The organism is Micromonospora sp. NPDC049051, from assembly GCF_043197575.1.
Classification (GTDB): domain Bacteria; phylum Actinomycetota; class Actinomycetes; order Mycobacteriales; family Micromonosporaceae; genus Micromonospora.
The window spans coordinates 1,419,059-1,445,720 of sequence record NZ_JBICTL010000001.1; the positions used below are offsets into that span (position 1 = coordinate 1,419,059).

The 26,662-nt window shown below is 74.0% G+C and carries 24 protein-coding genes; 13 read left to right on the top strand and 11 right to left on the bottom strand.

Annotated elements, in window-relative coordinates:
* Positions 1–42 precede the first annotated feature (42 nt).
* The 4 genes from ACGFIR_RS06735 (at position 43) to ACGFIR_RS06750 (ending at position 2,726) form a co-directional block, all read left to right on the top strand.
* The gene (locus ACGFIR_RS06735; RefSeq protein ID WP_393143559.1) at positions 43–636 is read left to right on the top strand and encodes a pentapeptide repeat-containing protein; all 594 of its coding nucleotides are present in this window, start codon (positions 43–45) and stop codon (positions 634–636) included.
* A gap of 222 nt (positions 637–858) precedes the next feature.
* Entirely contained in the window at positions 859–1,812 is a 954-nt protein-coding gene (locus tag ACGFIR_RS06740; RefSeq protein ID WP_393143561.1) for a hypothetical protein, read from the top strand.
* A gap of 102 nt (positions 1,813–1,914) precedes the next feature.
* Positions 1,915–2,259, top strand: coding sequence for a DUF1330 domain-containing protein (locus ACGFIR_RS06745; protein WP_393143563.1), 345 nt, complete (start codon positions 1,915–1,917; stop codon positions 2,257–2,259).
* Between the two features lie 152 nt (positions 2,260–2,411).
* Complete coding sequence (locus tag ACGFIR_RS06750) at positions 2,412–2,726, top strand: hypothetical protein (RefSeq protein WP_393143565.1); 315 nt, start codon at positions 2,412–2,414, stop codon at positions 2,724–2,726.
* A gap of 37 nt (positions 2,727–2,763) precedes the next feature.
* Here the strand turns inward: ACGFIR_RS06750 and dacB are convergent, their stop codons facing one another.
* Positions 2,764–4,347, bottom strand: a complete 1,584-nt coding sequence (gene dacB, locus ACGFIR_RS06755; protein WP_393143566.1) for a D-alanyl-D-alanine carboxypeptidase/D-alanyl-D-alanine-endopeptidase — start codon at positions 4,345–4,347, stop codon at positions 2,764–2,766.
* A gap of 374 nt (positions 4,348–4,721) precedes the next feature.
* Here dacB and ACGFIR_RS06760 point away from each other — a divergent pair, with 374 nt between their 5' ends.
* Positions 4,722–5,003 (top strand): adhesin, encoded by a 282-nt coding sequence (locus tag ACGFIR_RS06760; protein ID WP_392999634.1) that lies wholly within the window; start codon positions 4,722–4,724, stop codon positions 5,001–5,003.
* Positions 5,004–5,061: 58 nt separating this feature from the next.
* Here ACGFIR_RS06760 and ACGFIR_RS06765 read toward each other — a convergent pair whose 3' ends face one another.
* From ACGFIR_RS06765 to ACGFIR_RS06780, 4 genes are all read right to left on the bottom strand, one after another.
* On the bottom strand, positions 5,062–6,165 hold the full coding sequence (locus ACGFIR_RS06765) for a hypothetical protein (protein ID WP_393143568.1): 1,104 nt from the start codon (positions 6,163–6,165) through the stop codon (positions 5,062–5,064).
* Between the two features lie 125 nt (positions 6,166–6,290).
* Positions 6,291–6,794 (bottom strand): PepSY domain-containing protein, encoded by a 504-nt coding sequence (locus tag ACGFIR_RS06770; RefSeq protein ID WP_393143569.1) that lies wholly within the window; start codon positions 6,792–6,794, stop codon positions 6,291–6,293.
* Between the two features lie 207 nt (positions 6,795–7,001).
* Entirely contained in the window at positions 7,002–8,276 is a 1,275-nt protein-coding gene (locus tag ACGFIR_RS06775; protein ID WP_393143571.1) for an ATP-binding protein, read from the bottom strand.
* Complete coding sequence (locus ACGFIR_RS06780) at positions 8,273–8,968, bottom strand: response regulator transcription factor (RefSeq protein WP_392999627.1); 696 nt, start codon at positions 8,966–8,968, stop codon at positions 8,273–8,275. Before ACGFIR_RS06780 ends, ACGFIR_RS06775 begins: the two co-directional genes overlap by 4 nt.
* Before the next feature lie 101 nt (positions 8,969–9,069).
* Here ACGFIR_RS06780 and ACGFIR_RS06785 point away from each other — a divergent pair, with 101 nt between their 5' ends.
* The 4 genes from ACGFIR_RS06785 (at position 9,070) to ACGFIR_RS06800 (ending at position 12,732) form a co-directional block, all read left to right on the top strand.
* Positions 9,070–9,549: a septum formation initiator gene (locus ACGFIR_RS06785; protein WP_392999625.1), complete on the top strand. Its 480-nt coding sequence runs from the start codon at positions 9,070–9,072 to the stop codon at positions 9,547–9,549.
* A 192-nt stretch (positions 9,550–9,741) separates the two neighbouring features.
* A complete protein-coding gene (locus tag ACGFIR_RS06790) occupies positions 9,742–10,149 on the top strand; it encodes a hypothetical protein (RefSeq protein ID WP_392999623.1) in 408 nt (135 codons plus the stop codon).
* Between the two features lie 343 nt (positions 10,150–10,492).
* The gene (locus ACGFIR_RS06795; protein ID WP_089001794.1) at positions 10,493–10,885 is read left to right on the top strand and encodes a cupin domain-containing protein; all 393 of its coding nucleotides are present in this window, start codon (positions 10,493–10,495) and stop codon (positions 10,883–10,885) included.
* 50 nt (positions 10,886–10,935) lie between these two features.
* The gene (locus ACGFIR_RS06800) at positions 10,936–12,732 is read left to right on the top strand and encodes a glycoside hydrolase family 15 protein (protein ID WP_393143573.1); all 1,797 of its coding nucleotides are present in this window, start codon (positions 10,936–10,938) and stop codon (positions 12,730–12,732) included.
* 7 nt (positions 12,733–12,739) lie between these two features.
* Here the strand turns inward: ACGFIR_RS06800 and ACGFIR_RS06805 are convergent, their stop codons facing one another.
* Positions 12,740–13,933 carry a threonine synthase gene (locus tag ACGFIR_RS06805; protein ID WP_393143575.1) on the bottom strand — a complete coding sequence of 398 codons (1,194 nt, stop codon included), beginning with the start codon at positions 13,931–13,933 and terminating at the stop codon, positions 12,740–12,742.
* 16 nt (positions 13,934–13,949) lie between these two features.
* Positions 13,950–15,014 carry a DNA polymerase ligase N-terminal domain-containing protein gene (locus ACGFIR_RS06810; protein ID WP_393143577.1) on the bottom strand — a complete coding sequence of 355 codons (1,065 nt, stop codon included), beginning with the start codon at positions 15,012–15,014 and terminating at the stop codon, positions 13,950–13,952.
* A gap of 95 nt (positions 15,015–15,109) precedes the next feature.
* Between ACGFIR_RS06810 and ACGFIR_RS06815 the strand changes: the two genes are divergently transcribed.
* Both ACGFIR_RS06815 and ACGFIR_RS06820 read left to right on the top strand, forming a co-directional pair.
* Positions 15,110–15,898 carry an aldo/keto reductase gene (locus ACGFIR_RS06815; protein ID WP_392999615.1) on the top strand — a complete coding sequence of 263 codons (789 nt, stop codon included), beginning with the start codon at positions 15,110–15,112 and terminating at the stop codon, positions 15,896–15,898.
* A gap of 351 nt (positions 15,899–16,249) precedes the next feature.
* Entirely contained in the window at positions 16,250–17,212 is a 963-nt protein-coding gene (locus ACGFIR_RS06820; protein ID WP_393143579.1) for an N-acetylmuramoyl-L-alanine amidase, read from the top strand.
* 97 nt (positions 17,213–17,309) lie between these two features.
* Here ACGFIR_RS06820 and ACGFIR_RS06825 read toward each other — a convergent pair whose 3' ends face one another.
* Entirely contained in the window at positions 17,310–18,434 is a 1,125-nt protein-coding gene (locus ACGFIR_RS06825; protein ID WP_392999611.1) for a cellulose binding domain-containing protein, read from the bottom strand.
* A gap of 304 nt (positions 18,435–18,738) precedes the next feature.
* On the opposite strand from ACGFIR_RS06825, the gene ACGFIR_RS06830 reads away from it, so the two are divergent.
* A complete protein-coding gene (locus ACGFIR_RS06830) occupies positions 18,739–19,848 on the top strand; it encodes an FAD-dependent monooxygenase (protein WP_393143581.1) in 1,110 nt (369 codons plus the stop codon).
* 156 nt (positions 19,849–20,004) lie between these two features.
* Entirely contained in the window at positions 20,005–21,765 is a 1,761-nt protein-coding gene (gene ctaD / locus ACGFIR_RS06835; protein WP_392999608.1) for a cytochrome c oxidase subunit I, read from the top strand.
* Positions 21,766–21,932: 167 nt separating this feature from the next.
* Here ctaD and ACGFIR_RS06840 read toward each other — a convergent pair whose 3' ends face one another.
* The 3 genes from ACGFIR_RS06840 to ACGFIR_RS06850 are packed head-to-tail and all read right to left on the bottom strand — an operon-like array spanning position 21,933 to position 26,510.
* Positions 21,933–22,514 carry an isochorismatase family protein gene (locus ACGFIR_RS06840; RefSeq protein WP_392999606.1) on the bottom strand — a complete coding sequence of 194 codons (582 nt, stop codon included), beginning with the start codon at positions 22,512–22,514 and terminating at the stop codon, positions 21,933–21,935.
* 14 nt (positions 22,515–22,528) lie between these two features.
* Positions 22,529–23,815 carry a nicotinate phosphoribosyltransferase gene (locus ACGFIR_RS06845; protein WP_393143583.1) on the bottom strand — a complete coding sequence of 429 codons (1,287 nt, stop codon included), beginning with the start codon at positions 23,813–23,815 and terminating at the stop codon, positions 22,529–22,531.
* Positions 23,816–23,831: 16 nt separating this feature from the next.
* Positions 23,832–26,510 (bottom strand): LuxR C-terminal-related transcriptional regulator, encoded by a 2,679-nt coding sequence (locus ACGFIR_RS06850; RefSeq protein WP_393143585.1) that lies wholly within the window; start codon positions 26,508–26,510, stop codon positions 23,832–23,834.
* Positions 26,511–26,662: the final 152 nt, after the last annotated feature.

A 26,662-nucleotide genomic window follows, 5' to 3' on the forward strand; every position in this document is an offset into this window, starting at 1 on the left:
CGGTGGAAGGGGTCTGGCCGTCCCCCTCGGTAGCCTGGCCTGATGCCGGAGCTGACCGAGGACGAGACCTTCCGCAACGAGGACTGGTACGGCGAGGAGCTGGTGGAGCGGCACTTCGTCCGCTGCACGTTCCTCGACGTCGACCTGACCGAGGCGGTGAGCCGGGGCGCGGTCTTCGACGGCTGCACCTTCGGCAACGTGCGCTTCAACTCCTCCCGGCACACCGACTCGGCCTTCACCCGCTGCACCTTCCAGCGGTGCAACCTGTTCGAGGCGGAGTTCACCGGCTGCAAGCTCGTGGGCAGCACCTTCGCCCAGTGCGACCTGCGACCGCTGACCGTCACCGGCGGCGACTGGTCGTTCGTGGGGCTGCCCGGCGCCGACCTGCGCGGGGTCCGCGTCATCGACGCGCGGATGCGCGAGGCTGACCTGACCGCGGCCAACCTGACCGGGGCGACGGTCACCGGTGTGGATCTCTCCGGCGCGCAGCTGCACCGTTCCCGGCTTTCGGGGGCCGACCTGCGCGGCAGCGATCTCAGCGCGCTCGACCCGACGGCGGTGGAGCGGGCCGGGGCGATCGTCGACGCCACGCAGGCTATGGCGATCGCGCAGGCGCTCGGCTTCGAGATCCGCTGATCAGCGGGCCCGCTGGGCCGCTAGGCCACTGGACAGGCCGTCGGCGGACTGCGTCCGGGGCGCCGCAGGACCCGAGACCACGTTCCTGGTCGATGTCCGCTACGGTCCGGTGACGAACTGGACACGCCCGTCCGTCCGGCGCGACGGACGAGGCGGTGCCGACCGGGACCGCCCACAGCGGACGTTCGCGTCCGGCCGGGGCCGGCGGGGAGTGGAGGGGCGGTGGCGGAGGAAGACCTCAGCCGACAGCGCATCCGGCCGTGGCGGCACGGCGACCCGCCTGCGACCCACCACCCGCTGACTGCGGCGCCCGGACGCAGCCGCACCGACCTGCGGCGGCTGGCCCGGGCGCGGCGACGCCGCCGGTGGGCCGTCGAGGGGATCGCCGCGCTCGCCTGCCTGATCGCCCTCGTGTCGTACCTGACCACCGGCGATCCCGACCCGGGCGGGGAGACCGACGGCGGCCTGCCGGCGGGTGCCGGCCGCCCGAGCGGCGTACCGGGGTTGGAGGGGCGCGACTTCGACGCCGGCCTGGTCTCGCCCGGGCTGCGGCCCCGGCAGCGTCCGCCAAGCCCGTCCCCGTCCCCGTCCCCGGCGCCGCCGACGCCCACCCCGGCGGCGCCCGTGGTGCCGGCGGTGCTCGCCGTCAGCACGGCCGAGGTGCCGGCCGACGTGGACCTGACCTCGGTGGGCAGCCGCGACTGGATCCACTGGGGCCTGCGAGGCGCGGACTCGACGGTCCGCAAGCGCGGCGGCTCCGGCGAGATCCGCGACGAGGGCGGCACCGGCCGGCGGGGCGGCTGGGACGACAACCAGGAGAGCTTCAGCTGGCGCGACGGCAGCCCGGTGGCGTCGGCGAGTGGCTCGCCGCACGGGGTCTACCGGTGCGGCACCGGCAGCGGCTTCACGCTGGCGGTGAGCGCCGACGGCCGGGCGCGCACCGTGCGCGTGTATGCCGGGGTGTGGATGGCCCGGGGGCGGCTCGACGCCCGCCTCTCCGTCGACGGCCCGAGCCGGACCTTGCGGATCGAGGACCGGCACACCAGCCGGTCCACCGAGTTCACCATCCGGTTCCAGGCGCCGAAGGGCAGCCGGCTCGTGCTGACCTGGACGGTGGAACAGGCCTTCAGCGACGACTGCGGCAACGTCGGGCTCCAGGCGGTCGCCCTGCGCTGACTGACTTACCTCAGGGGTGATGGACGCCGGGCGGGGATTGGCACGAGACTCGGCGTACCGCCCGGTGGTCCGACCGGGCGGACCGGCTCCCGGGGAGGCACCATGCCCGCGTTCGCACTCGCCCATCTGCACGACGTTCCGATCAACGAGGACATCCTCACCTACATCGAGCGGATCCAGGCCACGCTGGACCCGTTCGGCGGCCGGTTCCGGGTGCACGGTGGCGCGGTGGAGGTCAGGGAGGGGGAGTGGCCGGGCACGGTGGTCATCATCGAGTTCCCCGACGCGGACCGGGCCCGGGCCTGGTACGACTCGCCGGCGTACCAGGAGATCCTGCCGTTGCGCACCCGGCACATCCCGGGCGCGGCGCTGATCGTCGACGGCGTGGCCCCCGACTACGACGCCAGCCGGACGGCCGCCCGGCTGCGGGCTCAGGCGGCCGGCTGAGCGGCGGCTCCGCCCCGACGGCGCTGCGCCGCGCGGGCGACGGCGGGCGGGGCTGCGTCCACGCCTCGGGACAGTTTGTCCGTCGCGCCGCGTCGCGCCTGTCGTAGCTTTCTGCTGTCCACGTCCGACCATCCTGTGTGGAGGCGTCACCGATGAGCAGCACCACCACCCGCACCGTCCGTCCGAGGGCCTCCCGGGGCGCCGGGGAGGTGCTCCGGGAGATCCCGCTGCCGCCGTACGTGACCGTGGAGGACGCCCAGTTCGCCGTACGGGCGGTCGTGGTGCACGCACCCCGGCTCTGGTCCGGCGGGACGGTCTGCCGCAACGACGCCAGCCCGCACCCGTGCCGGCTGCACCGCTGGGGCACCCGGGTGCTGGCGCAACGCGGGCTGCGTCCCGCCGAGATCGCCGCGCTCATCGAACGCGGCGACCCGGCGGCCGAGCTTCCGCACCGTCCCGGCGCCTAGCGCCGGCGGGGCCCCCGCACCGGGCCCCGCCGGCCCGTCAGCAGGCGTTCGGCTTCACCCAGGCGCACTCCAGCCCCTCGGGGACCCGGGGGGCGTCGGGCGCCGCCGGGGGCGCGATCCGCGCGCCGGTCACGCCCTTCTCGGTGTACGAGGCCAGGGCGATCGCTATCTGGTCCTCCAGCGTCTTCACGGAGGAGGCCAGGTAGTTGTTGAGCAGGATCGAGAACGCCAACACCCGCCCGTCGGCGTCGGTGACGTAGCCGGAGAGGCCGGAGACACCGGTCAGGCTGCCGGTCTTGGCGTGCACGTTGCCGGCGGCCGGGGTGCCCCGCATCCGGCTGCGCAGGGTGCCGCCGACGAACCGCTCCGCCTCGCCGGCCACGGGCAGGGCCGCGTACCAGGTGTCGAACCAGGGCTCCGCGCGGACGGCGGTGAGCAGGTCCACGAACTCGTCGGCGGGGATCAGGTTGCGCCGGGAGAGCCCGGAGCCGTCCCGCTGGCGCAGCGTGCCGGTGTCCATCCCGGCGTCGGCGACGTACTCGCTGATCGCCGTCAGCCCGGCCGACCAGGTGCCGGCGCCGGTGAGGACGCGGCCGATCTCCTTGGTCAGCACCTCGGCGTGCCCGTTGTTGGACAGCTTGAGGAACGGCACCATCAGCTCGGCCAGGGGCATCGAGCGGTGCCGGCCCACCTCCGCCGCACCCTCCGGGGTGGGCTGGCCGAGCACCGTCCTGCCGAGCACCCGTACGCCGTGCCGGCCCAGCGCCGCCCGGAAGACGTCGGCGGCGTAGCCCGTGGGCTCCCAGACGCTGACCCAGTCCTTCGCCGGCCCGGCGCCGAGCGCGATCTGCCCGGTGACCACGACCGTGTTGCTGCCGTGCGCCCGCTCGAACGAGATCGACGTCTCCCCGTCGGCGACGGTCTGGGCCTGGTTGTCGATCTTCAGGTACCGGGTGGCCGGGGTGGTGGTGACGACCGGTCGTGCACCGGCGGTCCCGCCGGGGGCGGCGTGGACGATGACGGTGCCCGCGTCGTAGTCGGTGTCCGGCGCCACCGTCAGGGCGGAGACCTGTGCGGCGTAGTAGTACGGCTCGTCGTCCCAGGTCCAGTCCGGGCCGAGGCGGGTGCTGTCGTAGCGGGTGTCGTCGGCCACCAGGTTGCCGGTGACCACCCGGACGCCCGAGGCGGCGACCTGCGCGGCCAGGGCGTCGTAGTCGGCGGCCAGCATGGTCGGGTCGCCGCCGCCGCGCAGGTAGAGGTTGCCGGACACCAGGCCGGCGCGGCGGGCGCCGCTGGTGCGTACCTCGGTGCTGAAGCGGTGGCCCGGCCCGAGCAGTTCCAGCGCCGCCGCCGAGGTCAGCAGCTTGGTGTTGGAGGCGGGTATCAGCCGGCGGTCGCCGTTGCGGTGGTAGACCGTCTCCCCGGTGGTCGCGTCCTTGACCACCACGGCGGCCTGCGCCCCGGCCAGCCGGCTGTCGGCGAGGATCGCGTCGATGGTGCCGTTGAGGCGGATCGCCGCGGGGGTGGGGGACTCGGCGGTGGCGGTGGGCGCGCCCGCCGTGGCCGCGGCGGCGACCAGGGCCACCAGCGCGAGCGTCCGGGGGAAGAGACGACGATGCATGGGGTGATGCTGCCATGCAGGTATCTGCCAGAAAAGACCGTCGATGGAAAGAAATCTTCCGCCGGGCGTGGCGTGCCGGACCGGATTACCCGTTCCCGACCTGGTCACACCCCACGGACCGGCCGGTCTGACGGGCCGGTCCGTGCGGCGCGGACGGGTCGGCTTCCAGGCGGCGCCCCTGCGGCGCACTGAATCCGCTCTATTTGACGGATCCCCCGGCAGGGGGCACCGTAGGCCGTGGAGGGGCCCTGAATCGCCCCGAGGCGCGACGGCGATGTGCGTGTCGCCCTTCCCATCGCCTCCCACGTGTGCTCGTCCGCGGGCCGATGCCCGGTCCCGCACCGCGAATCCGAGAATCCACGAGGAGTTCCGCCATGCTCACCATGACCGACAACGCCGTGCTGGTCATCCGGGACCTCGCCAACCAGCAGGACGTCGCCGAGGACGGCGGGGTGCGGATCGCCGCCGACACCGACGCTGGCTCACTCACCGTCGAGCTGGTCGCCGAACCGGTCGAGGGCGACCACGTGGTCGACAACCAGGGCGCGCGCATCTTCCTGGACTCCGACGCCGCCGAGCTGCTCGGCGACGCCTCGGTGGACGCCAGCGTCGACGACGAGGGCGTCATCCAGTTCGGGTTCACCGAGAAGCAGTGACGCGAGAAGCAGTGACGGCGGTGCGCCGCCGCTCGGCCGGGGGCCGCCGGCCCGGTGCTCAACCGGCCCGGCGGCTCTCCCCGCCGCGGTGCGGCCGGGCGGGACGGCCCCGCTCCGGGGGCGCCTGATCGGATCGCCACGGCCCCGGACGGGACTCCCGCCCCGGGTGTGGCAGCGTGGCCAGCACGTGCGCGAGGTGGTGCGAGGTGCTCCACGCCGCCCAGTTGCTGGCGGATCCGGCGCCGGCGCCCCGGCGGGCACGCCGGAGGATCTCGTGGTCGCCCCAGGAGAAGCCCGCCCCGGCCGCCGGCCAGTGCGGCGCCGAGACCACGGTGCGGCACAGGTCCGCGAACCGGTCGTCGCCGCGGCCACCCCGCCGCGACCAGCGGTACACCCACCAGGCGCCGTCGGTGGTGTAGCGGACCGTGGGCAGCCGGTCGCCCGCCTGGTCCGCGCCGGGCACGGCGGAGCCGACACCGTAGTCGCCGTAGCCGACGCCGGGCTCGGCCAGCCGCTGCCAGAGCTGCCAGTCCCAGCGGTCGAGGCGTACCGGCTCGTCGGTGGGCAGGGCGGACAACGCCGGGGGCATCCCGCCCGCCGCCACGCTCACCGAGCGCCAGGCGTGCCGGCGGGCCCACTCCAGCAGCCGCCGGATCCGGGGCTCGGCCACCCGCACGTCGGCCCGGCAGCACACGTCGCCCGCGTCGAGGAGCAGGTCGCACTGCTCGGCCACCAGACCGGTGAACCGCCAGACCCGCTCGGCCGCCGCCGTGGCCGCGTCGGGGCCGGCCCGGTCGTGGCCGACCCGCAGCCGGACGACCGCCCCCCGGGTGTGGGCCCGGGCCGCCGCACCGTGCGCCATCAGGCGCCGGTCACTGTCCGCGAGCCCGATCACCGGCACCAGCGGTACGCCCCAGCGGACCAGCTCGGTCTCGGGGGCGTCGGGCAGGCCGGTGACGTCGACGGCGGTGCGCAGCCCCTCGGGCAGCCTACGAAGCACGTCGAGCGTGAACTGGTCCACGATGGACACCCGGAGGACCGGGGCGAGCAGGGGTACGACGACGTCGTCGAGATGACCGAGCGCCTCCAGCTCACCCCGCCGGTTGGCGAGGATGGGGCGGTAGACCGGTTCCGCCGCCCCGCCCCGGTGGGCGGGCACCATACCCCAATGTAGCCAGGCATCGGTGCCAGTCACAGGGTCGATCGGCCCGTCCTGCCCCGGCGGGCGACCGGAAACGGCGACGCCGCCGCCCCGCGTGGCGGGACGGCGGCGGCACCAGCGGCAGATCAGTCGTCGTCATCGTCATCGTCGTCGCGGTCGTCATCGTCGTCGTCGACCGGCTCCTGCTCGGCCTTGACCACGCTGCCGTCGCCCCGGTCGACGTCGATCTCGTGCTCGGTCTGCCCGGCCACGATCTCGACGCTCCACACGGCCCTGCCGTCCTCGTCCTCGCGCTCGACCTCGACGACCTCGCCGCCACCGGCCCGGGCCAGCGCGATCTCGCGGGCCCGCTGCTCGCTGACGGCGTCGTCGCCGGTGGCCGGAGCGCTGCCGCCCGACGGGCTGCCGGGCGCCGCCGGAGTGCCGGTGGTTGGCGCGCCGCTCGTCGTTGGGGCGCCGCTCCCGGTGCCACCCGGGGTGCCCGGGGCGGTCGGGGCGGTGGTGGCGGCGGCCAGGGTGGTGGCCCGGGCCGCGCCGTTGTCGGCCGCCGCGACGCCGAAGCCCGCCCCGGTCACGGCGAGCACGGCCGCGCCTCCGAGCGACGCCAGCATCAGGGACTTGCGCTTCATGTCGTTCACCCTTCCTCGGTTGCTGGTTCCCAGGATCACCCCCGCCCCGATAGCGCCACGCTGCCCGAACGCTAAGGCCGGGTTAAGCCCCGCCGGGGTGCGCCGGGGGAAGGGCCGGGCTGTCGCGCGCGAGCGCCTCGCCGGGGCGGGCAGGGGGAGGACCGGCCGTCGCGGGAGCGCCTCGCCGGGGCGGGGAGGGGACGGGGATCAGGACCGGGGCGGGCCGAGTTCGAGGCGTACCTCCGCACCTCCGGAGGGCGCGGCGCGCAGGACGAGCCGGCCGCCGCTCGCCTGCGCGGCGCGGCGGGTGATGTCCAGGCCAAGGCCGGTCGAGCCGGCGGTGCTCGCGCCCCGGTCGATGGTGCCCGGCGGCATGCCGGGCCCCTCGTCCGCCACGGTGAGCGCCACCCGGTCCGCCTCCGCCACCAGGCGGACGGCGAACGCGGTGCCGTCCGGCGTGTGCGCGAAGACGTTGCCGAGCAGGGCGTCCACCGCCGCCGCCAACTCGTCGGCGGGCACACCCACCGGCAGCGGTCCCGGCGCCAGGTCGAGCGTCACGACCCGCCCGGTGTCCTCGGCCAGCACCGACCAGAACGCCACCCGCTCGGCCACGACCGCCGCCGCGTCGGCGCTGGCCGCCCCGGCCGTCGGCACCCGCCACCGGGCCTGCCGGATCAGGCCGGTGACCGCCCGCTCCAGCCCGTCCACGGCCGCGGTCACCCGGGCCGCGTCCTCCGGGTCGCGCAGCGACTCGGCCTCCAGGCGCAGCGCCGTCAGCGGGGTACGCAGGCGGTGCGACAGGTCGGCGACCTCCTCGCGCTCCTGCACCAGCAGCACCTGGATCCGGCCGGCGAGGTGGTTGAGGGCGCCGGCCACCTCACGCAGCTCGGGTGGCCCGGCGGGCGTGACGCGCGCGTCCAGTTCCGCGTTCGCCAGCCGGTGCGACACCGCGGAGAGCTCGCCGATCGGCCGGACCAGGGTACGGGCCAGCCGGTCGGCGACGGCCAGCCCGATCAGCACCAGCAGTACGCCGAGCAGGGCCAGGGCCAGCCAGGACCGGGTCACCCCGGCGGTCAGCTCGGCGGGCGGTACCTCGGTCCGGATGACGCCGGTGCCGTCCGGGCGCCCCTGCACGGCGATCACCACCTCCCGCCCCCGCCCGGACTCGGCGGTGAGGCTCTGCCCGCGCTCCGCCAGCGCCACCGCGGCCGTCCGCGGGGCCGGGGCGCCGAGCACCGTGCCGTCGGGCAGGAACACCGTGAGCGGCCGCTCGGACTCCGTGGCCAACTGCTCGACGGTCAGCCGGATCGTCGCGACGTCGGCGGTACCGACGACGGTCACGAGGCTCTGCGCGTCCGCCGTGGCCCGTACGGTGGCCCGGTCCGCCGCGACGGTACGCACCAGCAGCGCCAGCGGCACCAGGAAGGCGACCAGGGTCAGCACGCTGACCGCGGCGGCCAGCAGGGTCAGCCGGGCCCTCATCCGGCGCTCCCCGGCGCCTCGAGCCGGACCCCGACGCCCCGCACGGTGTGCAGGTAGCGGGGCGCCTGCGCGTTCTCCCCGAGCTTGCGCCGCAGCCAGGACAGGTGCACGTCCACGGTCTTGTCGGCGCCGCCGTACGGGACCCGCCACACCTCGGCGAGCAGCTCCCGTTTGGTGACCACCTGTCCGGGGCGCCCCGCGAGGTGGTGCAGCAGGTCGAACTCGCGCGGGGTCAGCTCGACGGGCGCACCGTCCAGGGTGACCTGGCGGGATCGTGGATCGACCCGCAGCCCGCCCACCACCAGCGCCGGGTCCCCGTCCGGCGCGGCGGCCGTCCCGCGCCGCAGCACCGCCCGGATCCGCGCGTCGAGCTGCGCGGCGGTGAACGGCTTGACCACGTAGTCGTCCGCCCCGGCGTCGAGCACCCGGACGATCTCGGTCTCGTCGTCGCGGGCGGTGGCGACGATGACGGGCACGGCGCTGACCGCGCGGAGCATCCGCAGGAGTTCCCGGCCGTCCAGATCGGGCAGGCCCAGGTCCAGCACCACCAGGTCGGGCCGGTCGTCGAGCGCGTCGCGCAGGCCGGTCATCGCGGTCGAGGCGGCGGCCACCGCGTGCCCCCGTTCGCGCAGTGCCCGCAGCAGCGGCGTACGGATCGTCAGGTCGTCCTCGATGAGCAGCAGGCGGGCCACAGTGGCAGGCTAGCCGCCGCCGCGCCGCGGACGGCCGACCTTAACCGTCACTTAGCCCCGTCCAGGGCTCGGCGCAACCTCGCGTCGGGGAGACTCGGGGGATGCGTCGCCGTTCGTTCCTCGCCGTCGCCGGGTGGCTGGCCACCGCCGCCGTCGCCACCCTGATCGGGGTGGCCGCGATCCGACTGGTGGGGGAGAGCATCGCCGGCACCCCGGGCGGGGTGCTGAGCCAGGAGGAGGTCGAGCGGGCCCTGGCCGCCCCGGGGCCCACCGCCCCGCAGACCGGCGGGCCGTCACCGACGGCCACCGGGAGCGGCGGGCCGTCGACGCCGGCGGCGGGCGGCTCGTCCCCGGCGGGAGCGCGTCGGGCCTTCGCCACGGCGGGTGGCAGCGCGGTGGCCGAGTGCGGGCCGGGCGGGGTGCGGCTGGTCTCCTGGACACCCGCGCCGGGCTACCGGGTCTCCGACGCGGAGCCGGGGCCGGACGACGACGTGGAGGTCACCTTCGTCGGCCCGTCGGGCGAGGTCGAGCTGAAGGTGCGCTGCGTGGGTCCGGAGCCGGTGTCGGTCGCCGACGACTGAGCGCTCCGGCGCAGGTCAGGCGGGGTGTGGTGGGTGTCGACTGTCCGTGATCGGACACCCGGCCTAGGTGGTTTCCGGCCGCCGCTCGGGCATACGTTCGACCACAAAGGGTGCCGATCGGCGCTGATCCCCCTCAGCCACCACAACTGCCTCATCGCCGCTCCGGTCCGGGGGGCACGAGGGAGGACCGAGATGTCCAGCTTCAGATTCCGGCGTACGCCGGCGGCGCAGCCTCTGCACCGGGACGGCGACGCGGCCCGGGCCGACGCGGAGACCACCACCTGCGCCACCGTCGGCCTCCCCGCGACCGCGCGGGTCCTCTTCGCGGTGGTGCACGCCACCGGCGGCCTGGCGCGCGGGCTGGGCGTGGCCACCGCCAGCCGGCTGGCGACCGGGATGTACCAGGTGGTGTTCGACCAGGACGTCACGGCCGCCGGCTACGTCGGCACCGTCGGCCTGCCCGGCAGTTCGGGTGTCGCGCCCAGCGGGAAGATCGCGGTCGCCGGGCGGACCGGCATTCCGAACGCCGTCTTCGTCTCCACCTTCGCCAACGACGGCCGCCCGGCCGACCGCCCGTTCCACCTAGCGGTGCTGGCCTGACGCGCCCCGACGCGGTGCTGGCCTGACGCGCCCCGACGCGGCGCTGGCCCGAGCCGCGACCCGGTGCTGGCCGGACGCACCGGGATCCGTCGGGCGGCGGGGACGGACACGAGCGCGCGGCGCCGTTCGGATCCGGGGATCGGAACGTCGCCGCGCTCTGGCCGTCTCCCACCATCGCAGCCGTACGGCGGTACGCCGGCGGGGACCTGGCTCGACCGGCCACCGTGCGCCGGCTGCTTCCTCGATCCCCGTCCCGGCGGGATCGAAACCCTCGACGAGTGGCGAATTCCACCATCTGCGAGACCCGGCGTGGCGGCGGGCCACAGCGGGTATGTGCGTCGGCATGGAGCATTTCACGATCGCGACCGTCGCAGAGAAGAGCCCGGACTTCCGGCGGGTGCTGTGGACCGGTGAGCACACCCAGCTGGTGATCATGACCATTCCGCCGGGTGGCGAGATCGGTGAGGAGGTCCACGAGGGCATCGACCAGATCCTGACCTTCGTCAGCGGTACGGGCGAGGCCCGGGTGGCGGGCGAGAAGCGCGAGGTCGTGCAGGGCGACCTGGTGGTCGTGCCGGCCGGCACCAAGCACAACTTCGTCAACACCGGCCCCAACCCGCTGGTGCTCTACACCGTCTACGGGCCGCCCGAGCACGCCGACCAGGCGGTGCACCGCACCAAGGAGGAGGCCGACGCCGCGGAGGCCGCCGGCGAGGACGAGCCGCCCACCTCCTGACCGCGCGCCCGCTGCCGCCTGAGGCGGCCCGAACGGGGTACCCGCGGCGGGTGGACCAGCTGGCGATCTCCGACTACGGGTTCCTCTCCGACTGCCGTTCGGGCGCGCTGGTCGGTCGGGACGGCTCGGTCGACTGGTGGTGCCCCGACCGGTTCGACTCGGCGTCGGTCTTCGGCCGCCTGCTCGACCCGGACGCCGGGCACTGGCGGCTGGCGCCGGCCGCCGCCGGGCTGCCCGGGCACCGGGTGGAACGGGACTACGTGCCCGACACGCTGGTGCTGCGCACCGTGCACCACACGCCCGAGGGAAGCGTCGCGGTCACCGACGCGCTCGCCGCCGAGTCCGGCGCCCGTGGCCACCAACTGGGGATGAACTCCCCGGCCGTGCTGCTGCGGGTCGTGGAGGGACTGACCGGGCGGGTGCGGATGTCGCTCGACTTCCGCCCCCGCCCGGAGTACGGCCTGCTCACCCCGTACCTGCACGAGCAGCCCGACGGCGGGGTGCTGGCAGCGGCCGGCCCGGTGGTGCTGAACCTGCACACGGGCGGGGCGGCGCCGCACGTCGAGCGGGACCGCGTCCGGCAGGAGTTCGAGGTCTCCGCGGGGCAGGTGCTGGGCTTCGACGTGGCGTACGGGCAGGCGTACGGGACGCCACCGGTGCGCCTCGATCCGGTGGCCGCGCTCGACGAGACGGTGCGGGCCTGGCAGGCGTACCGCGAGACGCACCACTACGACGGCCGCTACCCGGAGCAGGTCCGGCACAGCGCGACTGTGCTCACCGGCCTCACGTACGCGCGCAGCGGCGCGGTGGCCGCGGCCCTGACCACGTCGTTGCCGGAACGCCTCGGCGGCGACCGCAACTACGACTACCGCTACTCGTGGCTGCGCGACTTCGCCATGACCCTGCGCGCCCTCTGGGTGGCCGCCTGCCCGTCCGAGGCGTCCCGGCTCTTCGCCTGGACGGCCCGCTCGATCGGCCGGGTCGGCCCCGACCCCGTGCCGGTGCTCTTCGGCCTGGAGGGGGAGCGGGACGTCTCCGAACACGAGCGCGCCCACCTGCGCGGCTACGGCGGCAGCCGCCCGGTGCGGATCGGCAACGACGCCTGGCGGCAGCGCCAGCTCGACGTGCCGGGCGAGGTGCTCTCGGCGGTCTGGCGGCTGCGGGACTACCTGGGCGAGGTGTTCGACCCGGAACTGCGCGAGATGGTGCTCGGCCTGACCGAGCAGGTGGCCGCCACCTGGCACCTGCCCGACCGGGGCATCTGGGAGACCCGGGACGACGATCGCCACTACCTCACGTCGAAGGTGCTCTGCTGGGTGGCGCTGGACCGGGCCGTCACGCTCGCGCCGCGGCTGGGTGACCGGGCCGACCCCCGGCGCTGGGCGGCGATCCGCGACGAGATCCGGGCCGCCGTGCTGCGCGAGGGCTGGAACGAGCGGATCGGCGCGTTCTGCGGCGCGTTCGGCTCGGCCGGGCTGGACGCCTCCGTGCTGCTGCTGCCGCTGGTGGGGTTCCTGCCGGCGACCGACCCGAGGATGCGCGCCACCGTCGGCGCGATCGAGCGTGAGCTGGGCGCCGGGAACGGTCTCGTCCGTCGCTGGGACACCGACCCGGCGGGCTTCCTGCTCTGCTCGTACTGGCTGGTGGAGTGCCTGGCGATGGCCGGCGAGCGGGGACGGGCCGCGGCGCTCTTCGAGCGGCTGCTCGGGCACGCCAACGACGTGGGCCTGTTCAGCGAGCAGATCGACCCGCGTACCGGCGCGCAGCTCGGCAACACCCCGCAGGCGCTGTCGCACATCGGCCTGGTCAGCGCCGCCTGGCGGCTGACCGACCCGGACACGGAGTGACGCCGGGTCAGGCCGGCAGCACCGGTACGCCGGTCACGTCCACCGTCTCCGGGTACTTCACGCCGGCGCCGGTGTTGAGCACCACGACCCGTTCCCCGGCCCGGATCCAACCACCGGCGCGCAGGTGCCGGGCGGCGGTCAGGCCGGCGGCCCCCTCGGGGCAGAGCAACAGCCCCTCCCGGGCGGCGAAGTCCCGCAGGTCGGCGAGGATCTCGGCGTCGTCCACGGCGATCGCGGTGCCGGCGCTGGCGCGCAGCGCGTCGAGGATCAGCTCGTCGCCGAGCGGCGCCGGCACGGTGATGCCGAACGCCACGGTGTGCGCGTCGGCCCAGGGCCGCGCCCGCTGCTCACCGGCGGCGAAGGCGCGGACGATCGGCGCGCAGCCCGTCGACTGCACCGCGACCAGGCGGGGCAGCCGGTCCTCGATCCAGCCCAGCTCGCGCAGCTCGTGCAGCGCCTTGTGGATGCCGATCAGGCCGACCCCACCGCCGGTGGGATAGATGATCACGTCCGGCACCTGCCAGCCGAGCTGCTCGACGATCTCGTAGCCCATCGTCTTCTTGCCCTCGAGCCGGTACGGCTCCCGCAGCGTGCCGGCGTCGAAGATCGCGCCCCCGGAGCCGGCGACCAGCCCCGCGACGTGCCGGCCGGCGTCGCTGATCAGCCCGTCGACCAGGCGCAGGTCGGCGCCGGCGGCCACGCACTCGCGCCGGCAGATGGCCGGCGCGTCCAGCGGCATGACGATCGTCGCGCCCAGCCCGGCCCGCGCGGCGTAGGTGGCCCAGGCCGCGCCCGCGTTGCCGTTGGTCGGCATGGCGATGTGCCGTACGCCCAGCTCGCGGGCCCGGCTGACGCCCACCGCCGCGCCGCGCGCCTTGAACGAGCCGGTCGGGGTCAACCCCTCGTCCTTGACCATCAGGTCGGCGATGCCGATCTCCGCGCCGTAGTCGGGGGTACGCAGCAGCGGCGTCCAGCCCTCGCCCAGCGTGGTCTCGTGCCGGGGGTCGGCCACCGGCAGCAGCTCGCGGTAGCGCCACAGGTCGGCGGGGCGCAGCGGGAACCGTTCCGGGGTGAGCACCTTCGCCACCGCCGCCAGGTCGTAGCGGGCCAGCAGCGGGGAACCGCAGTCGCAGAGGTTGGCCGGCCTGCCGGCGTCGTGCTCCCGCCCGCAGCGTGGGCACTCAAGGTGTGTCAGGTACACGATGCTCCTCGCCGTCTCAGCCCGGGTCCCGGCTCGCGTCGATGCTCAGCCAGCGCCGGCTGCGCCGGCCCGGCTCGTAGACCGCGTCCAGGCGCTTCGCCACCACCCCCGGCAGCCCCTGCTCCCGCCCGGTCCGCAGCGCTTCCCGGCCGGCACCGGGGAACCAGGGCGGAGTCTGCCAGTGCCCGCCGGCCAGCGCCAGGCCGTCGAGCAGCTCCCGGCGCTGCGCGTACGGCAGGTCGACGCTGGTCACGCCCTCCAGCCAGAGCAGGTCGAAGATCAGGTACTGGGCGTCGGGGGGTGTCCGCCGGCCGCCGCGCGCCGGCCGTACCCGCCCGGCGGTGTCGATGCGCACCAGGACGCCGTCCAGCACGGCCTCCGTGGGCGCCAGCTCCTCGGCCAGCTCCCGCAGCCAGGGGTACGCCCCGGAGACGTCCTCGTCGTCCTCGGCGAGCAGCCGCAGCCGCCCCCCGGAGACGTACGCGACCGCGCGCACCCCGTCCCAGCGCAGCTCGTAGCCCCATTCCGCCTCGTCCGCCGGCAGCTTCGCCGCGCGGGTGGGCCGCATCGGGCGGATCAGCTCCGGCATGCTCGTCCAGCCCTCCGGGGGCGGGTCGGTACGGCGGACCATCCAGTCCCGCCCGCTCCTGCCGCCGGTGGCGAAGAGGACGTAGCGCCCGGCGGTGCGTTCGCCGTCGAGCACCACGATCACCTCGTCGTCGCGCCACTTCTCGCAGCGGTAGGTGCCCCGGTCGTGGACGGTCATCCGCCCGCCGCCGTACTCGCCGGCCGGGATCTCGCCGTGGAAGTCGAGGTATTCCATCGGGTGGTCCTCGGTGTGCACGGCGAGGTGGTTGCGGCCGGTGTCGCGGGGCAGCCCGCGCGGCACCGCCCAGGAGGCCAGCACCCCCTCGTGCTCCAGCCGCAGGTCCCAGTGCAGGCTCCGGGCGTGGTGCTGCTGGATGACGAACCGGGCTTCGCCGTCGGCGGGCCGCCCGCGTCGCGGGGTTCGCTTCGGCACCGGCTCCGGGGTGCGCGCCGCGTCCCGTCTGCGCCGGTACTCCTCCAGCGGGTCAGCCACACCCGCATTCTCCGGCAATCCGCGCCGGACCGCCGGCCGCCCGCGTGTCCGGTTCGCCGGGCATGGGGCAGGTCAGCACGGGTAAAGACCCGCGCATGGACAATGACGACCAGCCCACCGTCACGCTCCCCGGTGAGGTGCGGATGCCCCTGCTGGGCTTCGGCACCTGGCAGGCCACCGGCGAGGCCGGGTACGACGCGGTGCTCGCCGCGCTCGACGCCGGCTACCGGCACGTCGACACCGCCACGATGTACGGCAACGAGGAGGAGGTCGGCCGGGCGGTACGCGAGAGCGGGCTGCGCCGCGAGGACGTCTTCCTCACCACCAAGCTGCCGCCGGAGCGGGTCGGGCGGGAGCGGGAGACGATCGAGGCGAGCCTGACCGCGCTCGGCACCGATCACGTCGACCTGTGGCTGGTCCACTGGCCGCCGGCCAACCCGACGGACAACATCCCCGTCTGGCGGGAGATGCTGGCCGCCCGCGACGAGGGGCTCGCGCGCGCGGTGGGGGTGAGCAACTACGGCACCGGACAGATCGACGAGCTGATCCAGGCGACCGAGGAGAACCCGGCCGTCAACCAGATCCGGTGGAGCCCCTCGCTGTACGACCGGCAGCGGCACCGGGAGCACCGGGACCGCGGGGTGGTGCTGGAGGGTTACAGCCCGTTCAAGACCAGCGACCTCGCCGACCCGGTGCTGACCCGCGTCGCCGCCGCGCACGACGTCTCCCCGGCCCAGGTGGTGCTCCGCTGGCACATCGACCACGAGATCGTGGTCATCCCCAAGTCGGTGACCCCGGAGCGGATCCGCGTCAACGCCGACGTCTTCCACTTCGCGCTGACCGCGGAGGAGATGCGCGACATCGACGCCCTCGGCAACCCCTGACGGACCCCTCCCCACCACCCGGATCGTGACCGGGTCGCAGCGCCGTACCCGGACCGCGTTGCCAAATTCCTTCAGCCCGAATAGGGGAGATGAAGGGTATCGACATAGATGCTCGTGACGATATACCGTGCGCGTCACCAGTTCATCGATGAGTCGGAACCCCTCCGCCCTTGTCTGAAGGAGCGCCATGAACGCGTCACGACCCGCCCGTCTTCCCCGTCGGGGGGTGCTGGGCATGTCGGCTCTGTTGGTCACCGCGGTGGCCGTCGCCGCCAAGCCCGCCGCGGCGAGCGCCGCGCCCCTCGCCGCGCCGAAGGCCGAGTGCCTCGCCGACCTGCTCGGGGAGTCCTGATGGCTAGCATCCCCTGGCTGGTGGACGTGCTGCGGGGGGCGGGCGTCCAGGTCGTCGTCGAGGGCGACTGGCTCAACCGGTCGGCAGGCAGCTCGTTCAACCCGATCGGTGTGCTCTGGCACCACACCGCCGCCACCTCCAGCGCCAGCAACCCGCACCCGGCGCTCAACATCTGCATCAACGGCCGGTCCGACCTGCCCGGCCCGCTCTGCCAGGCGCTGGTCGACTACCACGGCGTCTTCCACGTCATCTCCGCCAACCGCTGCAACCACGCGGGCGTCAGCCGCGGCAGCGGGCCGATCCCCGCCGGCGACGGCAACACGCTGATGATCGGCTGGGAGATCGACTACAACGGGGTCAACCAGGAGATGACGGCGGCGCAGTACAACGCGTCGATCGCCGCCACCGCCGCCGTGCTCAAGCGGCTGGGCAAGGACGCCAGCTACGCCCGGGGCCACCGCGAGACGAGCACCACCGGCAAGATCGACCCGTCCTTCATCGACCTGAACACGATGCGCGCCGACGTCGCCGCGAAGATGGCGGGTGGCAGCACCTGGAGCTCCGTGGTGGACAACTCCACCGCCGGCCGCTTCACCGCGAGCGCCAACTGGGGCACCTCGACGTACTCGGCCCAGCGCTACGGCGCCGACTACCGCTTCGCGGACCCGGTCGCCGCCAGCGACGCCGCCTGGTACAAGTTCAACGTCCCGGCGACCGCGAGCTACCGGGTCGACGCGTGGTGGCCGGCCGTCAGCGGCTACAACACCGCGACCCCGTACATCGTGTCCACCACCACCGGCAACCAGACGGTCGTCGTCAACCAGGCGGCGACCGGTGGGCAGTGGCGCACCCTCGGCACCTTCACGCTGCCGGCGGGCGACGCCAACCGGGTCGCGGTCAGCCGGTGGAGCTCCGCCTCCGGCCTGATCATCGCCGACGCGGTCCGGCTCACCCGGGTCTGATCGTCCGGCCTCGTACGCGACGTCCGCCAGGATCCGGGGTGGCCTGGCGGACGTCGCGTTCGTCGGTTTCGCCGGGGGTGTCGCCCCCGGCCAGAGGTCAGGACCGCGAGCAGGTCACCCCGTTGAGGGTGAAGCTCGTCGGGGACGAGTACGCCCCGCTCAGCGTGCCCTGGTAGCCGAAGCTGGCCGTGCCGCCCGGGGCGAGCGTGCCGTTCCAGCTGATGTTGCGCGCGGTCACCGCCGAGCCGCTCTGGCTGACCGTGGCGTTCCACGCGCTGGTGACCTGCTGCCCGGCGGGCAGGTTGTAGTTCAGGGTCCAGCCGTTGACCGTGCCCGACCCGGTGTTGGTGATCTGCACGTCGGCCGTGAACCCGTCGTTCCAGGAGTTCGGCGTGTACTTCACCGCGCAACCCGAGCCGCCCGACGGCGGGGGGGTCGTCGGCGGCGGGGTGGTCGGGTTGCCGCCCCCGTTGACGGCGGCGGAGAACGAGGTGACCGCCAGCCCGGCGCCGCCCTGCCACGGCTCGAAGCCGGCCTGGATGCTGGTCAGGTACCAGGAGTTGGTGATCGCACCCCGGTTGCGGGTGTCGTTGATGAACGCCAGCAGGTTGAGGTTCGCGCTGCTGATCGCCGACGGCGCCAGGTACGAGATCACGTTGTTGGAGCCGTTGCTGCCGCGCCAGACCTCCCAGCTGCGCCCGTCGATGGTGGCGGTGCCGACCGGGGAGCCGATGGGCTGGATCGGGCCCTGCCGGTTGAGCCAGATCATGATCTCCATCTGGTTCACCCCGTCCCGCTTCGGCGACGGGTCCAGCCAGATGTCGTACGAGGCGTTGTAGACGGCGTTGCTGACGTAGCGGTAGGAGATGTTGCTGGTGGCGCTGCTGATCTGGCTGACCTGGATCGGCAGGTTGGTGCCGGGGGAGCAGTTGGTGTAGTGGCAGCCGAGGAAGACCGACGGGTACGCCGTCGGCGCGCCGTTGGTGGGGTTGCTGCCGTTCTGGGTGGTGATCTCGAAGCCGCTGTCGGTGACGTTGATGCACTGCTGGGCGGTGGTGCCCCAGCGGTTGTTCTGCACCACGTAGCGGCCCTGGATGGTGGTGGAGCCGTACTGCTCGCAGATCTGGGTGTCGGCGCTGGCGGATCCCCCGAGGGCCACGGCGACGATCGAGCCGGTGGCGAGCAGCGCGGCTGCCGCGAGGGCCCGGAGTGGACGTTTCATGGTGCTCCTTCGGCTTCGGCACGGAACGTCGGGCGGGTCGCCGGGGGCGTGACGGGAGCGCTCCCACAACCCTTCGACACATTTACATCTCTGAAACCGCTGCGCAACGGGGGCGCGGTATTGGAGAGGTAAGTGAGGTTTGTCACGCCCGAGCCGCACGGTGGGCAGGCGGGTCCCCCAAAGCAGTGGCGGCGGTCGCCGAGGAATGTTTCCACCGGGACGATCGACTCTGGTGTGTGCCGATTGCGCCGAGTAGTGTCTTGCCTCCAACGCGTGCCGAACCCCTCCGGAGGCGTACACCACCATGGGTGGCTCCCCCCTGCGCATCCTCGTCGTCGGCGCGGGCATCGCCGGTCTGGCCGTGGCCCGGGCGCTGCGGATGGTGGGTCTCCGACCCGACGTCACCGAGAAGCTGCCCCCGGGCGAGAACGCGGAGAACGGGCTCTACCTGCCCGGCAACGCGGCCCGGGCGCTGCGTCGGCTCGACCTCGACGGGCCGGTCCGCCCGCTCGGGCAGGTCATCCACCGCCAGCGGTTCCTCGACGCCACCGGGGCGCCGCTGTGCGAGGTCGACCTCGACGCCCTCTGGGCCGGGGTCGGCGAGTGCCGGGCGCTGCCCCGGGCGGAGCTGCACCGGGTGCTGCTGACCGGGGCGGGCGGCGCCGTCCGGCACGGCGCCGAGGTGCGCACCCTCGACCTGCTGCCGGACTCCGTCGGCGTCACCTTCGTCAACGGCACCGCCACCGAGTACGACCTCGTCGTCGGCGCCGACGGGCCGCGCTCGTCGATCCGGGCCCTGGCCGCGCTCGGCGGCCCACCCCGGGGAGCGGGCCAGGTCGTCTACCGCGCCGTGGTGCGCGACGGGCCACCCGTGGCCGAGTGGACCGCCCTGCTCGGTCAGCGCGCCGGCTTCCTCGTCGTGCCGATCGGCGCCGGGCGGCTGCACTGCTACGCCGACGAGGCCGGCACCACCCTGCCGGCCGACCCGACGGCCCGCCTGCGCGAACTCTTCGGCGGCTACGGCGGACCGGTGCCGGCCGTGCTGGAGGCGCTGGACCGGGTGCACGTCGCGACCACCGAGGAGGTGGAGCTGGGGTGCTGGTCCCGAGGGCGGGTGCTGCTCGTCGGGGACGCCGCGCACGCCACCGCGCCGACGCTGTCCCAGGGTGCGGCGATGGCGCTGGAGGACGCCGTGGTGCTCGCCGAGTCCCTCCGTGCGGCCGGGGCCGACGTGGAGGCGGCGCTGGCGGCGTACGAGAGTCGTCGTCGCCCGCGTACGCGATGGGTGCGGGACCGGACCCGGGACCGCAACCGGACCCGGGACGTGCCCCCGGCGCTGCGCGACCCGCTGCTGCGTGGGCGCGGCGGCCGGATCTTCGGCGAGCACTACCGACTGCTGCTCGGCCCGCTGTGACGGCAGGCTCCGGGAGGCCCCCGCGCCGGGGTGCGGCAGGCTACCCGACCACCCCACGCGGCGCAGCCACCTGCCGGGGACTATCCTCCTTGCGGATGACGGCCCGCAGATAACCAGCGTGTGCCGAGCGGGACAACCCAGAACCGGAGGCCACTCGTGACCACCGTCGCACCCAAGCCGGTCGTGACCCGGCCCTGGCCGGTCCGAACGCCGGTCAAGGGGTCGGCCATCGCGCGGCTGCTGCGTACCACGGACGCGAAGCAGATCGGGATCATGTACATGGTCACCGCGTTCGTGTTCTTCATGATCGGTGGCCTGATGGCCCTGATCATGCGGGCCGAGCTGGCTCGACCCGGGCTGCAGTTCCTGTCGCCCGAGCAGTACAACCAGCTGTTCACCATGCACGGCACGGTCATGCTGCTGTTCTTCGCGACGCCGATCGTGTTCGCCTTCGCGAACTACGTGGTGCCGCTGCAGATCGGCGCGCCCGACGTCGCGTTCCCCCGACTGAACAGCTTCGCCTACTGGCTGTTCCTCTTCGGCGGCACGATGACCATGGTCGGGTTCCTCACCCCGGGTGGCGCGGCCGACTTCGGCTGGACCGCCTACGCGCCGCTGAGCTCCGTCGAGCACTCGCCCGGCGTGGGCGCGAACCTGTGGGTCGTCGGCCTGGTCATCTCGGGTCTGGGCTCGATCCTCGGCGCGGTCAACGTGATCACCACGATCCTGACCCTGCGCGCGCCCGGCATGACGATGTTCCGGATGCCGATCTTCACCTGGAACATCCTGGTCACCGGTCTCCTGGTGATCCTGGTCTTCCCGCTGCTGGCCGCCGCGCTGCTGGCGCTGGCCGCCGACCGGCTCATGGGCGCCCACGTCTACGACCCGGCGACCGGCGGGCCGATGCTCTACCAGCACCTCTTCTGGTTCTTCGGCCACCCCGAGGTGTACATCATCGCGCTGCCGTTCTTCGGCATCATCTCCGAGATCATCCCGGTCTTCTCCCGCAAGCCGATCTTCGGCTACAAGGGCCTGGTCGCCGCGACCATCGCCATCGCCGGCCTGTCGATGAGCGTCTGGGCGCACCACATGTTCTCCACCGGCCAGGTGCTGCTGCCGTTCTTCAGCTTCCTGAGCTACCTGATCGCCGTGCCGACCGGTATGAAGTTCTTCAACTGGATCGGCACCATGTGGCGGGGCCAGATCAGCTTCGAGACGCCGATGCTCTTCTCGATCGGCTTCCTGGTCACGTTCCTCTTCGGCGGCCTCACCGGCGTGCTGCTGGCCAGCCCGCCGATCGACTTCCACCTGCACGACTCGTACTTCGTGGTGGCCCACTTCCACTACGTGCTCTTCGGCACGATCGTGTTCGCCGTCTTCGCCGGCATCTACTTCTGGTTCCCGAAGATGTTCGGCCGGATGCTCGACGAGCGGCTGGGCAAGGTGCACTTCTGGCTGACCATGATCGGCTTCCACACCACGTTCCTGGTGCAGCACTGGCTGGGCAACGAGGGCATGCCGCGCCGGTACGCCGACTACCTGCCCGGCGACGGCTTCACCACGCTGAACATGATCTCCACGATCGGCGCGTTCATCACCGGTATCTCGACCCTGCCGTTCATCTGGAACTGCTGGAAGTCGTACAAGGCCGGGCCGGTTGTCGAGGTCGACGACCCCTGGGGCCACGGCAACTCGCTGGAGTGGGCGACCAGCTCCCCGCCCCCGCTGCGCAACTTCGACCGGATGCCGCGGATCCGCTCCGAGCGGCCGGCGTTCGACCTCAAGTTCCCGGAGCTGGCAGCGGGCAGCCAGAGCCTGGCCGGCCCGCCGGAGGGCGGCGCCAAGCCGCTGACCAGCGAGTCCGACGGTGGCGCCAGCTACCGCGAGGACACCGCGAGCGACGCCGACCGGCGCTGACGCTCCGCACCACGTAGAACGGGCGCTATCCCCAACCGGGGTGGCGCCCGTTCGCGTCGCCGGGAGGTACGCCCCGGGCGGCGTCGCTGTCCGCCCGGGAGGTGCGTGCGGGCGGCGTCGCTGTCCGCGGCGCCGCCCGGAGCCCGTCCCGCCGGCGGATCACCGCCTCATGCGGCCCTGATCACGGGTTCCCCGCGCATCGTCACGCCGGCACCCTCCAGGGCGCGCAGCGCCACGTCGGTGGTTTCCGGGGCGACCGCGGCGGTCAGGTCCAGCAGCACGGTGGTGGCGAAGCCCTCGCGGGCGGCGTCCAGGGCGGTCGCCCGTACGCAGTGGTCGGTGGCGATGCCGACCACGTCGACCCGGTCCACCCCGTGCCGGCGCAGCCAGTCGGCCAGGCACTCGCCGTCCTCGGCGTGCCCCTCGAAGCCGGAGTACGCGGCGGCGTACTCGCCCTTGCGGAAGACCGTCTCGATCCGGTCCGTGGCCAGGTCGGGGTGGAACTCCGAGCCGGGGGTGCCCACCACGCAGTGCGCCGGCCAGCACTCCACGTAGTCCGGCGGGTCGCCGAAGTGGGCGCCCGGGTCGATGTGGTGGTCCTTCGTCGCCACCACGTGGTCCCAGCGGTCGGGCTCGGCGGCGAGCAGCCGGGTGATTCCGGCCGCCACGCCCGCCCCGCCGCCGACGGCCAGCGAGCCGCCCTCGCAGAAGTCGTTCTGCACGTCCACGATGATCAACGCGTTGCTCACCGGGTGCTCCTTTCTCAGTCGGCGGGGACGACCGTGACCGGGATGGCCGGGTCGCCCGCGGAGAGCTTCAGGCCCTCCCAGGGGATGGAGATCAGGCACTGTCGCAGGTGCTCCCGCGACTCGTCCAGGGTGGGCCGGTCGACCGGCTCGCCGCCGGCCAGGAACGAGTGCTGGAGCAGCCGGTCGTTGGGCCGGGGGGCCGGCACGCCCTGCGGCACGACGACCTCCTCGGTGGCGGTGCCCGTCGGCTTGTGCCGGCGTACGGCCACCTTGCGACCGCCGATGGTGGCCTTGTGCTCGGAGCGCTTGACCACCGGGCGGCCCTCGACCTCGACGAGCTTGTAGACCAGCCCGGCGGTGGGGGCGCCGGAACCCGTGACGACGGCGGTGCCGGCGCCGTACATGTCGACCGGCTCGGCGGCGAGCGAGGCGATGGCGTGCTCGTCGAGGTCACCGGAGACGATGATCTTGGTCTCGGTGGCGCCCAGCGAGTCGAGCAGCTCCCGGGACTGCTGGGCGATCACCGCCAGGTCGCCCGAGTCGATCCGTACCGCCCGCAGGTCGGTTCCGGCCACCGCGATCGCGTTACGGATGCCCTGGCTGATGTCGTACGTGTCGACCAGCAGCGTGGTCTCCTTGCCCAGCGTGGCGACCTGCGAGGCGAACGCGGCCCGCTCGTCGGTGTGCAGCAGCGTGAACGCGTGCGCGGCCGTGCCTGCGGTCGGGATGCCGTAGCGCTGCCCGGCGGCCAGGTTCGAGGTGAACCGGAACCCGGCCAGGTACGCGGCCCGCGCCGCGGCCACCGCCGCCTCCTCGTGCGCCCGCCGGGAACCCATCTCGATCAGGGTCCGCCCCCGGGCCGCGGTCACCATCCGCGCGGCGGCCGCCGCCACGGCGCTGTCGTGGTTGAGCACGGAGAGGATGAGCGTCTCCAGCACCACGCACTCGGCGAAGCCACCGGAGACGGTGAGGATCGGGGAACTGGGGAAGAACAGCTCGCCCTCGGCGTAGCCCTCGACGTCGCCGGTGAAGCGGTAGTCGCGCAGCCAGGCGGCGGCCTGCTCGTCGACCACCCCGGTACGCCGCAGGAAGTCGACCTCGTCGGCGTCGAAGCGGAAGTCGCGGATCAGCTCGATCAGCCGGCCGGTGCCGGCGACCACGCCGTAGCGCCTGCCGGCGGGCAACCGGCGGCTGAACACCTCGAAGACGCAGCGGCGGTCGGCGGTGCCGTCGCGCAGGGCGGCACTGACCATGGTCAGCTCGTAGTGGTCGGTCAACAGCGCGGGGCGAAGGGTGCTCACGTCCCCAGCCTAGGGTTCACCCGCTCTCGCCGCCGTCGTGGCCCGGGATCGCCCGCAGGGCGGCCCGCAGCTCCGCCCGGCCGGCGACGCCGAGCTTGCCGTAGATCCGCTGGAGGTGGTTCTCCACCGTGCGGGCGGAGAGGAAGAGCCGCTCGGCGATGACCCGGCTGGTCACCCCGTCGGCCGCGAGCCGGGCCACCTGCCACTCGCGTTCGCTCAGCGCCGGGCAGCCGGCCTGCAACGCCGGCGTACGGATCAGGTCGCAGCGGCCGAGCAGGGCCGCGAGGCGTTCCCGGGCCGGTCCCGCCGCCGCCGGGGAGCGCTGCTGGCGCAGCCGGTCCAGGGCGGCGGCGGTGGCCTCCACCGCGTAGACGGCCAGCTCCAACGCCTCGAAGCCGTCGGCGACCGCCAGCAGGTCGTCGGCGGAGCCGCCCGCGGCGGCCCGGGCGTGCCGGGCGAGCAGCGGAGGCAGCACCCCGTCGACCCGTTCGGAGAGCTCGGCGAGCCGCTGCGCGACCGTGCGGCGGCTGCCGTCGGAGCAGGTGGGACCCAGCTCCGCGGTCGCCTGACCCAGCCGGACCAGGTCGTGCAGCACGTGCACCTCGTGGCCGGCGAAGCCGTCCGCGCGCAGCCGGTCGGCCAGCCCGGTCAGGTGCTTGACGGCGCCGGACACGTCGCCACCGGCGGCGAGCACCGCGCCACGGGCCTGCTCCAGCCACGGATAGAGCACGACCATGCCGGGGGCGTGGGTGCGGTCGGCCTCCGCCATCGCCTCCGCCGCCTGCGCGGCGTCGCCCCGCAGCGCCGCCGCCTGGGCCCGTTCGGCCTGGGCCAGGCCCGCGTAGACCCGGCTGGTCGCGAGCACCGCGCAGGCACCGAGGCTGGTGCGCAGCGCCGCGTCGCTCTGGCCGCGCAGCCGGGCCGCGTACGCCTGGAGGATCGCCAGGTAGCCCGTGCCGAGCCGGAAGTCCCCGGCCCCGGCCAGGTCGGCGAACTCGTCGGCCACGATCGCGTCGATGCCGGCCAGGTCGCCCGCGAGTGCCAGCCGGGTGCCCCGGGCCAGCTCCAGGGCCAGTTGCAGGTACGGCATGTCCGCCCGCCACCGGCCCGCCTCGGCCTGCACCTGGTTGATCGCGGTGGTGCTGCGGTGCAGCTGTCCCTGCGCGGCCTGGAGGTGGGCGATGGTGCTGCGGGCCAACTCCCGGGCGGCCACGCTGGCGGCCGGCCGGTCCAGCACCGTCTGCCCGAGCCGCAACGCGAGGCCGGTGTCGAGCCGGTGCAGCCGCATGATGCCCTCGAAGGCCAGCACCCTCGCCTGGTCGGCGGAGTCCCGCAGGGTCGACCGGCGCGCCGCGATCTCCTCCACCGTGGACTCCTGGCTCAGCCCCCAGTAGCTGACCATGCCCCGCACCGTCAGCCAACGGCTCAGCCGCCGGTCGCCCTCGATGTCGGCGGAGACCGCGTCGAGCACCTCGATCGCCTCGTCCGGCCGGTCGGCGAACATCAGGATGGTGGCCAGCAGCTCCGCCGCGTCGAAGCCGCCGCCCGCGTCGAGCGCCGCGCGGGCCAGCCGGGTCGCCAGCGGTACGTCGTAGCGGGCGAACGCCTGCCCGGCCGCGTCGAGCAGCAGGGCCGGGTCCTGCGCGGTGCCCGAGTCGAGCCGCCAGACGGCCACCCGGAGCAGGTCGTCGCGGCGCCGCTTGCCGACCAGCTCCAGCAGCTCGGCGAGGCGGGCCTGCAACCGCCGCGTCCGGCTGACGGGGCAGCGGCGGCGCATCACCTCGCCGTAGAGCGGGTGGGCCAGCCGCACGTTCGTCCGCCGGTCGTCGTGCTCCACGGCGATCAGCCCGCGCTCCTCGGCGGTCTCCACGTCGACCGGGTCGGCGGCCTGGTTGAGCAGGTGCAGGCCCAGCGGTTCGCCGAGAGCGACCAGCTCCACCACCCCGCGTACGCCCGAGGTGAGCTGGCCGATCCGGATGTCGATCAGGTCGGCCAGGTTGGGGGCCAGGTCAAGCCGGCCGGTCCACTTCCACACCCCGTAGGTGCGGGTCAGTTCCTCGCGGTCGACGGCGAAGACCAGCTCGCGCAGCAGCAGCGGATTGCCCTCGGAGAGCCGGCCGAGCCGGTCGGCCGAGGTCGCGTCGACCGGTCCGTTCAGGATCTCCGAGAGCAGTCGCGTGGTGTCGGCCGGCGCCAGCGGCTTCAGCTCGACGTGGTCGACCAGGTCGTCGGTCCACAGGGCCCGGATCGGCAGCGGGAGCTGCTCGCCGTCGCGCAACGTGCCGACGACCGTGGCGTTGTCGGCCCGGGCGACGAGGTGCACCAGCGCCGCCGACGGCGGGTCGAGCAGGTGCGCGTCGTCGACCGCGAGCACGATCCGGCGGCCCGCCGCCTGCTGTTGCAGCACGTCGACCGCCCAGCGCAGGATGCCGGCGGGGGAGAGCCCGTGCGGCTGCTCGGTCGGGAGCACCTGGATCAGACCACCGAAGGGGAGCGCCGCGGTGGTCGCGCTGGCCGCGATCGACCAGACGGCGTACCCGTCGCGGGGCAGGGCGGTCACCCCCTCGCGCAGCAGCCGGCTCTTGCCGATGCCGGCGTCGCCGCTGAAGAAGAGGCCCCGCCCCTCCGCGCCGGTCACCGCCGACAACAGACGGTTGAGCTCATCCGTTCGGCCGACGAAACTCCACCGACTCATCGGGGCAGCATATCGATCGGAACCCGTCCGCGTGCACGCCGTCACGCACCGAAGTTGAGTAGTCTGGTGGTTACCCCTAAGTATTCGAAGTGTTCGGTTCGGGGGTCCGCTCAGCCGTACTCTTCCGGCATCCGGGTGCTCGCACGGATGTT